Origin of the sequence: Sporofaciens sp. JLR.KK001, from assembly GCF_036941055.1 — a bacterium.
Lineage (GTDB): Bacteria > Bacillota > Clostridia > Lachnospirales > Lachnospiraceae > Sporofaciens.
Window position 1 is genome coordinate 2,392,841 of sequence record NZ_JAYMNO010000001.1, and the last position, 13,369, is coordinate 2,406,209.

Genomic DNA, 13,369 nt, shown 5'->3' on the forward strand with positions numbered 1-13,369 from the left:
GTTGGTATAGCTTTTCTTTCGAAATCGAAAGGCCATGAATCCCATTATGAGATCCATAGCCACATGATGTAGTTGGATTTTTTATTGTTTGTCAGCCAGAGTCGGCAGATAAGCCAAACCGGCAGCAACAGTTACGGCATCTACCTTCCGCATTAGATTGCTGATCCGCCCCTCATTCCAGAAAATATCAGAAAAATCGGATAGTTCACATCCCACATCATGGTTCGGGATGCACAGGTAGTTTCCGTATTTATGCACTCCGGCCAGGATGTGGAAGTATGTCCCCCGTCCATTCATCTCAGCTTCATACCATCCAGGCCGCCATCGCAGCAGGATAATCTCCCCTGTCCAGGTTTCTATGCGGGAACCATCCCTGAAAAAACATCTGTATTCCAAAAACAACACCCCCTATCCAAGATTCTGGCTGCTGACGGAGGCAAGTATGACTTCCGTGTCAATTGCTTTCTTCTCCATCTGTGCGCCAAGGGTAAGGGCATTTGTCATCAGGTTATCCACCAGACGCGGATTCCCCTGGGAATGGCTGTGGACAGCGGAAAGGGCGGCCTGCTCTATGATGGAGGCAGAGCCTCCCGCACAGGAGATCTTGTGGAGTACATACTGCGCCACTTCTGAATCTGTGAGCCCGGTAAAGTTGTAATGCACGGTGATCCTCTGGCGCAGGGCTTCGTGGACAGGCTTGCGCAGGGTATTGTTCAGGTGCGGTTCCCCGCACAGGATGAGCGTAAAGCAGTTCAGGGAGTCATAGCCGTAGTTCATGAGCATCTTAATGTCCTCCAGGATGCCTGTGGAGAGGTACTGGGCCTCGTCAACGGCCAGAAGAAGGGGCTGCTTCTTTTCCCGGTAAAGGTAGAGGATCTGCTCCTGTATGGCCCGGAACATCCCGGGTTTGCCGCCTCTAGGCTCTACTCCCAGTACAGAGCAGAGCTGGCGGTAGAACTCCATGACGCTTACGGTGGAAAGACAGATGTACTCCATATGGTAAAGGTTCGGGTTGAGCCCCTTTGCAAAACAGCGGAGTCCAAAAGACTTCCCCATGCCCGGGCGTGCCGTGAACAGACCAATGCCCCTGGTATCCTTGAGGTAATCCAGCCGGGAGAGCATCTCAGAGATGTCCCTGGAAAGGAAACGGTCTTTTTCCCGGGCCATCTGTTTGTCAAAAGGATTGAAAGACAATCCATAGTAAGAACGGAACATCAACAGCCACCCCCTAACTTTGAGTAGTCGATGCCAGGTGTATTGTTGCGCTTCGTCCTGCAGTTCTCATTCTTATCCGTAGGGCGGATGGGATAATGCACCCCTTCGTAAAGGATGAAGGCGGAGGACATGTCATCCGGGAGGAAGCGGATCTCCACTTTTGATGAGATAAACTGCATAGGGACGTCATAGGATACCTTGTCGATGGAGACGGTAGAATCCTTATTCACTTTCCTTGTAATGCGGTTCAGGAAACATTCCTCCAGCCATTCCCTGGACGCAGGTGTCCGTATGGAAGCGCGGGTCTGCTGGTAACGGGAAAGGGGTGTAGTGCCGATGCCGGAATGGAGGGAAGTATTATAGGAGCGCATGTAATCCTTAAGGAGTCCATTGAACTGTGCCAGGGAGCTTAAGGAATCCAGATCCAGGGTATAGAGCCAGGTTTCCTTGAGTGTCCGGAACTGGCGTTCTATCTTAGCCTTGGATGCGCCATCCCGGATTTTTGTATGTAAAAGGACCGTTCCGATGGAGCCGCAGATGAGGGAAAGCTGCCCGTTCGAGTAGCTGGAACCGTTATCGACATAGAGCTTAGAAGGGATTCCATGTGCAGCCACAGCATCCTTAAGCACTTTCTGGAAGTTATAAGCTGAGTCGTTATAGAAGAGCCCGCCGCCCACCAGGAACCGGGAATGGTCATCGATGATCATGATGCAGTAGACCCGCCTGCGCAGGCCGTCTTCTGTGATATATGGAAGGTAACAGGTATCAGCCTGCCACATTTTCCCAAAGGCGTCCTCTTCAAAAGCCTTCCTGTCCCGCATGTTCGGGTTACGTGCCGATTTCAGGTCATGTTTCTTTACAAAACGCTGGACAGCACACACGCTGACAGAGGCAGGGATGAACGCCTCTTCCACAAGGTGGCGGTGGATCTGCGTGGAGTTAAGCCTTGGGAAAGCTTCCTTAAGCCGGTAGATCTCCTCGATGGCTGTATCCGTCAGGACCCGTGTGCCGCCCTTGTCGGAGCGTTCCCGGGGCATAAGTGCATCGATGCCGCCGTTCTGGTAGAGAGACACCCACTTGCTGATAGTCTTGGGGCTGTAGCGGAAGGCGGAACCATCAGGCAGGGTGAGCGGGTTCTCGGTGATGCGTTGGTAATAGGCATTTCTGGACGCATCAGGATAAAGGCCATGGATGACCGGTGCGATGAGGGCAAGCCGGAACTGTGCCATGGCGGCAGCGTCCGAAAGGTTCTTTTGTTTGTTGTCCATAAAAATATCCTCCTTAAATGGTTTTCTGCCATTATAAAGGAGTTTCCTCAGGGAGACCATGCCTGGTCGTGTGGTCGTGGAAAAGCAGTTCAGGGACCGAACACTTGTTGGCAGTAAGACGCCGGATTTTTATGGGACTGGAGGAAGGATTTTGCAAAACGGCGGACAAAGGCGGAAGCAAAATCAGAATAGGAGGGCTGGGAGAACAGTGTCTTCAGGAAGGAGAGGGAAGAGACTTCCATAGAGGAAAGTGCCCCGAGCCATTCTTCCTTCTGCACCAGGAAGAGTTCCAGAAAACGGTGCAGTTGGGAAAGGGTGATGGAGAAACGCCTGCAGAGGCCCTCTATAGTAGAGAGGTGCAGGAAATACTCTGCCAGGACACGGAGGATGAAGAACAGGCCGTAGCCGGAATAGGGGATGATGAAATCCGGGAGGATGGCATGGGTATGGCCGCAGGTGCAGATGAGGCGAAGGATGCAGAGGCTGTGTCGGACAGGGGCGCCATCTATGAAATCCACCAGGGAACGGTCATAATAGGCATGGATCTTGCAGCTGCCTGCTGCCCCACAGAAGGGACAGGTCTGCAGATGGGGACGGAATCCAACCATGAAAGACTCAAATAGTGCTTTTGATGAAGTTTTTATATGGATCAGCTTGCAAAATAGGGAGTTTTCTCTTATCATAGTATATGTCGGTAGTGCCAAAGCCTCACGAGTGGGACATGATCCCGTATATGGCAGGCACGCTGGTGTGAGAGAAAGAACAAACTGTAGGAGGTTGGTGTTCTTTCTCTTTTTTTTGTTCCAAAAAAACTATATCGGAACAGGCAGGAATGGTCAAGAGGAAAATGCGCCGTTTCCTACAGCGCGCTCTGATAGACAGTATTAAGAAGATGAGATTTTAATTCGATGTTTTTGTGCGGGAGATAGGAACTTTAGTTTGCTGGGCGACAGGTAAAGACCATAAAATACAGAAAAATAATTAGAAGGGGATATTTCTTAAAAGGCATACAAAATTTGTTCGGTTATGATATAATTCAAATATTATGTTTATTGTGTCCGTAGGGTTTCATTTAGATTTAAAATAAATACGAAAAAATTAGGAGGAAATCAAATGGCAGCGTTTTTTCCGAATGTATTGGATAAATTTTTGTCACCTACTTTTTTAGAGGAAGTACGCAAAAAATTCCATTACGATGAAACACAAATACATGAATTTCAAGCAGTGGCTGAAGAAATGCTGCCATTGATGCGTGAAGAAGCCTTTTGGGAGAAAAGCGTATATTCTGGGAAAAATAAGCATCAAAGTGAATCGTACAGCGTGATATATGAGCAAGTTGTTATGTCTTTAGGTAACGGTATAGATTGTTTACAGGAAAGATATAGTGAAAGAAAAATGTTGTCACATAGCTATATGATTGAGGTACTGGCAGGCGAATTTCTATTGCAGGGATATGCCGCTTATAACTGCTATATTCAGAAAAATACGGACTGGCATGTTGCGAAATATCATTTTCTTGGAAGTGAGGAAGATTTTCCTTTGGAGATGCTGCCAGAGCTGTTAAAAACGCTTACGCCGCTGATTACCTGTAATTCAGCTTTTTGTATGCTGCCGAAAAAGAGTGTTGCATTTATTGCAGAACTTACGCGGGATGATAAGGTCAGGTGTAGAGGCATTTGCGTTGACTGTAGCAATCTTAATTGTTCAGGCAGAATGGCAGAAGGCAGCTTGGCATGGAAACGAGTGCCAGTCATGACCGATATGCAGTTGACTTATGGATATGGACAAATTTTCGGATTGTTCTAACAAGTTTTAGGTAACAAAAATTTGATTTGCAGTTATTGACATTAGGGAAAAAATGTGTTATACCTTGTACAATTGAATAAATAGTATACAGGTGTCAGAACAATGCGGGAAATGAGCATTGGTTTTGGTGAAAAGGGAAACAGGTGCAAATCCTGTACGAACTCGTCACCGTAATTAGGGAGTAGAAGCCGATATGTCACTGGGAATTAAATAAATCCTTTCCTGGGAAGACGGCTGATGTGATGATCTATAAGCCGGGAGACCTGCCTGAATGCTGTACAGAAACATTTGTTTCAAACCACGAGTAACTGGTTGTACGTTTTGAACTTGCAGAAAGCACGATGGAAGATTGTTTATTTTAGTGCATTTGGCAGGCTTATTTTGTGTATGAATCCTTTACCGTAGTTATTATGGTGGAGGATTTTTTTATGCGCAGGGGCGCACAGATGAAATTGTTGCTTGCGCAACGTGCGCCCCACGCGGCGAGTAGGGGAAGATGAATCTTCCCTACTCGATTAAAATTTAACATAATATCCCTGTAGAGCGACAGGACAGGGAAGGAAGCGAGGAGAAAATGAAAAAGAAATTAGTAGCTGTTTTATTAACTGGTGTTATGACCTGCTCACTGGTGCTGGCAGGTTGTTCAAAAGATGCCCCGGCATCGGCGGAAAATACCGTACAGTCAGAGGAGGGAGATACAAAGAGTGCAGAATCGGCAGAAGAGAATGACAGCCAAAATCAGGCGGATGAATCGGAGACAGGGGATGACGTTGTTTCTGATCAGGCAGCAGCAGATGAAGTTGCAGCATTGATTGATGCAATCTATGTACAAAAGAGAACAGAAGACACTGATGCGCAGTGCGCTCAGGCAAAAGCGGCATGGGATGCGCTGACGGATGCCCAGAAAGAACTGGTGGAAGGGGAAGAAGCCGATCCTGATTATTTTGGCAGGGATACAGGCGACGCTTCCAAAGACAATCCGAGAAATCAGGACGATATCGGAGAAAATGAAATTCTGGTAGTCAGTTTCGGGACTTCTTTTAATGACAGCCGTGTTGCAGATATCAAAGGAATAGAGGATGCAATACAGACAGCAAATCCTGACTGGTCTGTAAGAAGGGCTTTTACGGCGCAGATTATTATCAACCATGTGCAGGCGAGAGACGGAGAGTTCATTGACAATATGGATCAGGCATTGGAACGTGCAGTAGGAAACGGAGTAAAGAATTTAGTGGTACAGCCTACTCATCTGATGCATGGGGCAGAGTATGATGAACTGATGGAGACAGTTGAAGTATATAGAGATCAGTTTGAAACAGTAAAGATTGCAGAGCCGCTTCTTGGCGAGGTCGGTGCGGATGCATCTGTTGTCAATGAGGACAAAGCAGCGGTAGCGGAAGCAATCCTTGCGGAAGCTGTGGCGGACGCAGGTTTTGGGAGTTTGGCAGAAGCGCAGGAGGATGGGACAGCGTTCGTATTTCTGGGACATGGCACTTCCCATGCAGCAAAGGTAAGTTACAGTCAGATGCAGACACAAATGACAGACATTGGCTGTGTCAATGCATTTATCGGAACAGTGGAAGGGGAACCGGAAGAAACATCTTGCGAAGCGGTGATAGATGCTGTGAAACAGGCGGGTTATACAAAGGTAATCCTTCGTCCGTTGATGGTTGTTGCAGGAGACCATGCCAATAATGACATGGCAGGAGAAGATGAGGATTCATGGATTAGCATGTTCAAGGCTTCTGGAAATTTTGAAAGCGTGGATGCGCAGATTGAAGGTCTTGGTTCTATTCAAGCAATTCAGCAGCTTTATGTAGAGCATACGGCAGATGTAATGAAAGATTAACAGGCGGGTAAGAATCATGAAGAAGAATATAATAATTGCTATTGCGCTTCTCTCTGTCACGTTGTCTGGGGGTTGTGGAAATAACAATAATGCGCAGGAATCAGATTCTGCGGTAGATGTTACTGTAGAAGAGGATACAGAGCAATCATCAGAAACTGTAACGGAAACATTGCCTGAAGAACCAATGGAAAAAGAACCTGAAAGTGATGAAACAGATAAGCAGAATCAGGATACAGCAGAGCTGGCAGATGGGATTTATACAGCAGAGTTTACGACAGACAGCAGTATGTTTCGTGTCAATGAAACCTGCGAGGGCAAGGGAACGCTGACAGTAGAGAACGGGGAAATGACAATACATATTACCCTTGGTTCAAAAAAGATTTTAAATCTTTATCCCGGACTGGCTGAAGATGCGTCGGAAGAAGGAGCAGAGCTGCTTTTACCGACAGAAGATACAGTCACATACAGTGACGGTATGACGGAAGAAGTTTATGGTTTTGATGTGCCTGTTCCCTTGCTGGAGAGCGAATTTGATCTGGCGCTTATTGGGACAAAGGGAAAATGGTACGACCATAAGGTCAGCGTCTCCAATCCGGTGCCGCTTGAGAATGATGAACAGGTAAATGATGAAGTATCTTTGGAAGATGGTACATATAGTATGGGAATTACCTTTGCAGGCGGAAGCGGAAAGGCGGAAATTTTGTCTCCCGTATCAGTAACTGTGGCAGGTGGAAAAGCGATGGCAACCGTACAATGGAACAGCCCTAATTATGATTATATGATAGTGAATGGAGAAAAATATCTGCCAGTAAATACGGAAGGCGATTCTATATTTGAGATTCCTGTTCTTATATTTGATGAACCAATGGATATTATCGGCGACACTGTAGCGATGAGTAAACCTCATGAAATAGAATATACACTCACTTTCCATTTAGATACAGCAGTCAAAGAATAAAAGGCAAAAAATTTTCTAAGAAAATCTTTTTGCCTCCAAAAGTGGGGAATAAGATGAGAGGAAGAAAAAAGGCATCTGTTTTGTTTCTTTTGTTTCTTGTGGGGCTGCTATGGCTGTATGGCTGTGGCAGTCCTTCTCCCGATTCTGAAGTAATGGCAGATATAGAGGAAGAATCAGATTTGGATTCAGGAGAAGAACTGGTTTATGAGAGAAGCTTAGAGTTACAGTATGCGGAAAATTTTAAAGTTGATTATTATGAGGGCGGTTATACCCTGCTTACGATAACAATGGATGGCACGCAGTTTTTAATTGTACCGGAAAATGGGGATGTACCGCAAACTTTAGATAAAGAAATTGTGGTGCTTAGGCGTCCGATAAAAGACATCTATCTTGTGGCATCTTCGGCGATGGATATTTTCAGTGAATTGGATGGATTAAATTCTATTACTTTTTCAGGGCAAAAGGAAGATGGCTGGTTTATTGAAGCAGCCAGAGAGGAAATGCAAAAGGGTAATATCCTTTATGCGGGTAAATACAGCAAGCCGGATTATGAACTGCTTGTTTCAAATCATTGTGCGCTTGCCATAGAAAATATGATGATTTCGCATTCGCCTGAAGTAGTGGAAAATCTGGAAAACTTTGGAATCCCTGTTATGATAGACTATTCCAGTTATGAGTCACATCCGCTTGGCAGGGTAGAATGGGTGAAATTTTATGGGGCGCTGCTTGGAAAGGAAGAGGAGGCAGAAAGGATATTTACGGATCAGGCAGCAATTCTTGAGAGAGTAAGTGCATCTGAGAGAACAGATAAAACAGTAGCCTTCTTTTTCATTACTTCCAATGGTATGGTACAGGTACGCCAATCTTCTGATTATGTTCCGAAGATGATAGAACTTGCAGGTGGAAACTATATCTTTCAAAATTTAGGCGATTCTGAAACAAAGCGTTCTACCATGAATATACAGGTCGAAGAATTTTATGCCAGTGCAAAAGATGCAGATTTCCTGATTTATAACAGCTCTATTGATGGAGGTGTTTCCAGTGTAGAGGAGTTGCTTGATAAATGTGAGCTGCTTGCGGATTTTAAGGCTGTGGAGAATGGAAATGTGTGGTGTACAACAAACGATATGTACCAGCAATCCCTTGCAATCGGATATTTCATTGAGGATATCCATTCGATGATACAGGGAGAAAATGATGATATGAACTATCTTTATCATTTAGAGTGAAAGGCTGCGATTATGATGCATAAAAACAGAAAACATAGAAAAATTGCGGCTTTCTTTTTGCTTGGAGCCTGCGTTTTGATTTTTTTCATATTAAATATTTGTATTGGAAGTGTCAGAATTGCATTGCCGGATGTGGCAAGAATATTTAGCGGGCAGGAAAGTAATGGAACGGTAACAAGAATTCTGTGGGATATCAGGCTTCCGAGGGCGATAGCCGTGTTGCTTCTCGGGGGTGCGCTTTCTCTTGCCGGATATCTTTTGCAAACATTCTTCAATAATCCGATTGCAGGACCGTTTGTTTTAGGAATTTCTTCCGGGGCTAAAATGGTGGTGGCGCTTGTAATGGTTTTTCTCATGGGAAGGGGAGTCAGGGTGACATCGGCAACTATGATTTTGGCTGCGTTTATTGGAGCTATGCTATCTATGGGCTTTGTACTTTTGATGTCCCATAGAATCCATAATATGTCAATGCTGGTAGTCAGCGGAGTTATGATAGGTTACATTTGCTCGGCGGTCACGGAATTAGTAGTTACCTTTGCCAATGATGCGGATATTGTAAATCTTCACAACTGGTCACAGGGAAGTTTTTCGGGAATGACATGGGAAAACGTAAAAGTTATGACCGTTGTGGTTGCCGCCGCGTCTTTGACAGTTTTTCTGATGTCAAAGCCACTTGGCGCTTACCAGTTGGGAGATGTTTATGCGCGGAATGTGGGTGTTAATTTACGCCTTTTGCGTGTGTGTATTGTAATTTTCTCCAGTATTTTATCTGCGTGTATTGTGGCATTTGCGGGACCGATTTCTTTTGTTGGAATTGCAGTGCCGCATTTGGTCAAGAAATTGCTGAATACAACAGAGCCAATTTGGATGATACCTGCCTGCTTTGTTGGGGGAAGTGCTTTTTGCTTGTTTTGTGATTTGCTTGCGAAAACAATACTTGCGCCAACAGAACTGAGTATTAGCACCGTGACGGCGATTTTCGGTGCGCCGGTGGTGCTTTGGATAATAAAACGAAAAGAAAATCTAAGGCGCTAAAGAACACCGCCTAAAATTTTCTATGTTTCGTTTGGGAGAAAAGCATGAAGAACTACTATTTTTCTACGAAAAAGATGTGTGTGGGGTATGATAACAAACCACTGATAAAGGATATGGAAATTAAACTGCGGGAAGGGGAAATCCTATGCCTGATCGGACCAAATGGTGCGGGTAAATCTACCGTTTTAAAAAGTATTGCAGGGCAGCTTGGGCTGCTTGGCGGAGCGGTATATCTTGGGGAAGATGATTTGTCTGAAATGAAGGCAGAGGAACTGGCAAAGAGAATGTCCGTAGTGTTTACTGAGAGGGTAAGGGTAGAACTGAAAAGCTGCAGAGACATGGTTGCAACAGGGCGTTATCCATATACCGGATGGTTTGGCATATTATCAGAAGAAGATGAGCGGATTGTAGATGAAGTGATGCGGCTTACCCATATAACAGACATCAGTGAAAAAGACTTTGGCAAGATAAGCGATGGGCAAAAACAACGGGTGATGTTGGCGAGGGCAATCTGTCAGGAGCCTGAAATTGTGATATTAGATGAACCAACGTCTTATCTGGATATCAAATATAAGCTTGAATTTTTGCTATTATTACAGGAAATGAGGGAGAAAAAAGGACTGACGGTTATTATGTCCTTACATGAATTGGAACTGGCAAAGATTGTTTCCGATAAAATACTCTGCCTGAAAGGAGAGTATGTGGAACGATATGGGACGCCGGAAGAGATTTTTGAATCGGATTTTATCGAACGATTATATGATATGAATGAAAAAGACTTTATTGGAAATGAAAAGCTTCTTGCGTATATGAAACAGATTAGTAATTCAGAGAGGTAATTATGGCAAAGGTTATTATGATTCAGGGAACCATGTCCGGTGCGGGAAAGAGTCTTTTGGTAGCGGGACTATGCAGGATAATGAAACGGGATGGATACAGAGTAGTTCCTTTTAAGTCCCAGAATATGGCGCTTAATTCTTTTGTTACAGAGGAAGGACTTGAAATGGGAAGGGCTCAGGTCATGCAGGCAGAAGCAGCAGGGATTACTCCGTTGGTCTGCATGAACCCGATTTTATTAAAGCCAACAGACCATACAGGTTCACAGGTAATTGTAAATGGACAGGTTCTTGGCAACATGAGCGCGAGGGAATATTTTTCTTATAAACGAGGGCTGATTCCGGATATTAAGAGAGCTTTCCGAAAGTTAGAGGAAATGGCAGATATCATTGTGATAGAAGGTGCTGGAAGTCCGGCAGAGGTAAACTTACGCGAGAATGATATTGTCAACATGGGACTGGCAGAGATTGTGGATGCTCCGGTATTGCTGGCAGGCGATATTGACAGGGGCGGTGTATTCGCACAGCTTTTAGGAACGCTGCTGCTGCTTACGGAAGAGGAAAAGAAACGTGTGAGAGGACTGATTATTAATAAATTCAGGGGAGACCGCTCACTGCTTGATTCCGGCATTGAGATACTGGAAGAAAAGGGAGGTATTCCGGTAACAGGGGTAGTACCCTATATGGATATACAATTAGAGGATGAGGACAGTCTGACAGAGCGCTTTAGAAAAAAAGAAAAAAGAAAGATAGATATAGCAGTCATCAGGTATCCCAGAATTTCTAATTTTACGGATTTTAATGTGTTTGAACAGATACCGGAGGTGTCTGTTCGCTATGTTGCATCAGCAGCAGAATTAGGATGTCCGGATATGGTCTTTTTACCGGGCAGCAAGAATACAATGAGTGACCTTGACTGGATGCGTGGGAGCGGATTGGAGGCAGCAGTTATAAAAATGGCGGAAAATATACCGGTTTGTGGTATATGTGGTGGGTATCAGATGATGGGGGAGCATATTTCTGATCCGGAAGGAATGGAAAATGGCGGAACCATGAAAGGAATGGGATTATTACCTGTTACAACAAGGCTGAAACATGAAAAAGTGCGCCGTCAGGTATATGGTACAGTGAATAAAATGGAAGGTTTTTTTTCCATGCTTTCAGGATTGGAGTTTAATGGATATGAGATACATATGGGGGATAGCGGGTATTCTCCAAATGAATTTGAGATATCTGGCGCGGAAGAAGCGTTTGTGACCGGAAGAAATAAAAATGTATGTGGAACGTATATTCACGGGATATTTGACAGGGCTGCGATTGCAACCGCTCTTGTGACTGCATTGGCTGAAAATAAGGGATTATCCATTGAATCCTGCATTGATTATAAGGATTTTAAAGAGAAACAGTATGATAAGCTGGCAGATATCTTATCGGGATATCTAAATATGGAGGAAATATATGGAATACTCAGGGAGGCACATATTAGATAACCGTACAGAGGAAACATTGAAGAAACTTAATTTGCAGGAACCGGACTGTAAAATATACAAAAAGGTATTGAAAAATTGGGATTCCATAGCCAAGCCTCTTGATGGGATGGGAAGATTTGAAACGATCACCGCACAGATTGGCGCGATTTTAGGTACGGATGAAATTGATATTTCAAAAAAAGCTGTCATCATCATGTGCGCAGATAATGGAATTGTAGAGGAAGACATTAGCCAGTCCGGTCAGGAAGTCACAGCGGCAGTAGCAGCGCAGATGGGAAGGGGTGCATCATCCGTAGGAAAAATGGCAGCGAAGATAGGGGCGGGCACGATTCCTGTAGATATTGGAATCAATGGAAAAGAACAGATTGCAGGAGTGCGTAACAAAAAAGTCCGCTGCGGAACCAGAAACTTTCGTAAGGAGCCGGCTATGACGAGAGAAGAAACTGTCAGGGCAATTTTTACTGGTATAGAAATTGTGGACGAATGTAAAAGGAAAGGATATCAAATTCTCGCAACCGGGGAAATGGGGATTGGAAATACGACAACGAGCAGTGCGGTTGCAGCGGCATTGTTAAGATGTGGGGCAGATGAAGTGACTGGAAGGGGTGCCGGACTTTGCGATGAAAAATTACAGCGTAAAAAGCAGATGATCACTGAGGCAGTCAAAAAGTATAAACTTTATGAAGCGGAACCTCTTATTGTGCTCCAAACAGTCGGAGGATTGGATATTGCCGGGCTTGTTGGAATTTGCATTGGCGGCGGCGTTTTTCATATACCAATTGTGCTTGATGGCGTGATTAGCATAGTAGCGGCACTGCTTTCAGAAAGAATTGTACAGGGAACAATAGGGTATCTGATTCCGTCGCATAAAGGCAAGGAACCAGCAGTGGAGAAACTTATGAAGGAATTAGGGTTAGAGCCTGTGATAGACGGCAGAATGGCATTGGGCGAAGGAACGGGAGCTGTGATGATGCTGTCGCTATTGGAAATGACATTGTGTGTTTATCGTAAAAGAACTTTGTTTTCGGACATTAAAGTGGAACAATATGAAAGGTATTTATCATAATGATGGTTTTGGTTGTTGGAGGAAGTGGAAGCGGCAAATCTTCTTATGCGGAGAAAGTGACTGTTTCGCTTGCACAGGAAAGTGTGAAGGAAATCACTAAGTCCGAAAATACTTCGCTAAGTGATTTCAAGCTTAACATTCCAAAAAAATATTATCTTGCAACGATGCAGGTTTTTGATGACGAGGGAAGGAAAAAGGTTGAAAGACATAGGAATCTAAGAAGTGGTAAAGGCTTCTTCACGATTGAGCAGCCCACACGGATTTCCGGCGCACTGGAAAAAATGGAAGATGGAGATAGGACTGTTTTGCTGGAATGTATCTCTAATTTGACGGCAAATGAGATGTTTTCAGAGAAAAAAACTATGACGGAAATACAGGTTACGGAAAATGTCATACGAGATATAAAGATGCTGAAAGAGCAAACAAATCATTTAGTTGTGGTAAGCAATAACATATTTGAAGATGGAACTACTTATGACGAAATAACAACGAAGTATATTCGGGCAATGGGAAAGATTAATCAAAAACTTGCGGCATTGGCTGACCGGGTAGTGGAAGTGGTAGCAGGGATTCCGGTAACTTTAAAATAAAATCCCGCTTTGTAGGATTTTCCGCGC

At 44.5% G+C, this 13,369-nt stretch carries 13 protein-coding genes and 1 riboswitch; of the genes, 9 read left to right on the forward strand and 4 right to left on the reverse strand.

What is annotated here, in order from left to right:
• Positions 1-81 precede the first annotated feature (81 nt).
• The 4 genes from VSQ62_RS12465 to VSQ62_RS32455 all read right to left on the reverse strand — a co-directional run bounded on the left by VSQ62_RS12465 (position 82) and on the right by VSQ62_RS32455 (position 3,166).
• Entirely contained in the window at positions 82-396 is a 315-nt protein-coding gene (locus VSQ62_RS12465; protein WP_016217795.1) for a DUF6618 family protein, read from the reverse strand.
• 12 nt (positions 397-408) lie between these two features.
• A complete protein-coding gene (locus VSQ62_RS12470; protein ID WP_120397164.1) occupies positions 409-1,215 on the reverse strand; it encodes an ExeA family protein in 807 nt (268 codons plus the stop codon).
• The gene (locus VSQ62_RS12475; protein ID WP_120397163.1) at positions 1,215-2,483 is read right to left on the reverse strand and encodes a DDE-type integrase/transposase/recombinase; all 1,269 of its coding nucleotides are present in this window, start codon (positions 2,481-2,483) and stop codon (positions 1,215-1,217) included. Before VSQ62_RS12475 ends, VSQ62_RS12470 begins: the two co-directional genes overlap by 1 nt.
• Positions 2,484-2,572: 89 nt before the next feature.
• Complete coding sequence (locus tag VSQ62_RS32455) at positions 2,573-3,166, reverse strand: DUF6431 domain-containing protein (protein WP_350339916.1); 594 nt, start codon at positions 3,164-3,166, stop codon at positions 2,573-2,575.
• A gap of 430 nt (positions 3,167-3,596) precedes the next feature.
• Between VSQ62_RS32455 and VSQ62_RS12485 the strand changes: the two genes are divergently transcribed.
• The 9 genes from VSQ62_RS12485 (at position 3,597) to VSQ62_RS12525 (ending at position 13,342) form a co-directional block, all read left to right on the forward strand.
• A complete protein-coding gene (locus tag VSQ62_RS12485) occupies positions 3,597-4,289 on the forward strand; it encodes a hypothetical protein (protein WP_016281651.1) in 693 nt (230 codons plus the stop codon).
• Between the two features lie 72 nt (positions 4,290-4,361).
• A riboswitch (cobalamin riboswitch) is annotated at positions 4,362-4,574 on the forward strand.
• 289 nt (positions 4,575-4,863) lie between these two features.
• Positions 4,864-6,138 (forward strand): sirohydrochlorin cobaltochelatase, encoded by a 1,275-nt coding sequence (locus tag VSQ62_RS12490; RefSeq protein WP_016281652.1) that lies wholly within the window; start codon positions 4,864-4,866, stop codon positions 6,136-6,138.
• A gap of 16 nt (positions 6,139-6,154) precedes the next feature.
• On the forward strand, positions 6,155-7,096 hold the full coding sequence (locus VSQ62_RS12495; protein ID WP_162226502.1) for an iron transporter: 942 nt from the start codon (positions 6,155-6,157) through the stop codon (positions 7,094-7,096).
• A gap of 53 nt (positions 7,097-7,149) precedes the next feature.
• Positions 7,150-8,325: an ABC transporter substrate-binding protein gene (locus VSQ62_RS12500; protein ID WP_016281654.1), complete on the forward strand. Its 1,176-nt coding sequence runs from the start codon at positions 7,150-7,152 to the stop codon at positions 8,323-8,325.
• Between the two features lie 15 nt (positions 8,326-8,340).
• Complete coding sequence (locus VSQ62_RS12505) at positions 8,341-9,360, forward strand: FecCD family ABC transporter permease (protein ID WP_334637647.1); 1,020 nt, start codon at positions 8,341-8,343, stop codon at positions 9,358-9,360.
• Positions 9,361-9,404: 44 nt separating this feature from the next.
• Positions 9,405-10,199, forward strand: a complete 795-nt coding sequence (locus tag VSQ62_RS12510) for an ABC transporter ATP-binding protein (protein ID WP_172508195.1) — start codon at positions 9,405-9,407, stop codon at positions 10,197-10,199.
• A 2-nt stretch (positions 10,200-10,201) separates the two neighbouring features.
• The gene (locus tag VSQ62_RS12515) at positions 10,202-11,686 is read left to right on the forward strand and encodes a cobyric acid synthase (RefSeq protein ID WP_334635230.1); all 1,485 of its coding nucleotides are present in this window, start codon (positions 10,202-10,204) and stop codon (positions 11,684-11,686) included.
• On the forward strand, positions 11,655-12,752 hold the full coding sequence (locus VSQ62_RS12520) for a nicotinate-nucleotide--dimethylbenzimidazole phosphoribosyltransferase (RefSeq protein ID WP_172508193.1): 1,098 nt from the start codon (positions 11,655-11,657) through the stop codon (positions 12,750-12,752). Before VSQ62_RS12515 ends, VSQ62_RS12520 begins: the two co-directional genes overlap by 32 nt.
• Positions 12,752-13,342 (forward strand): bifunctional adenosylcobinamide kinase/adenosylcobinamide-phosphate guanylyltransferase, encoded by a 591-nt coding sequence (locus VSQ62_RS12525; protein ID WP_172508192.1) that lies wholly within the window; start codon positions 12,752-12,754, stop codon positions 13,340-13,342. The genes VSQ62_RS12520 and VSQ62_RS12525 overlap by 1 nt, the downstream gene beginning before the upstream one ends.
• Positions 13,343-13,369 lie beyond the last annotated feature (27 nt).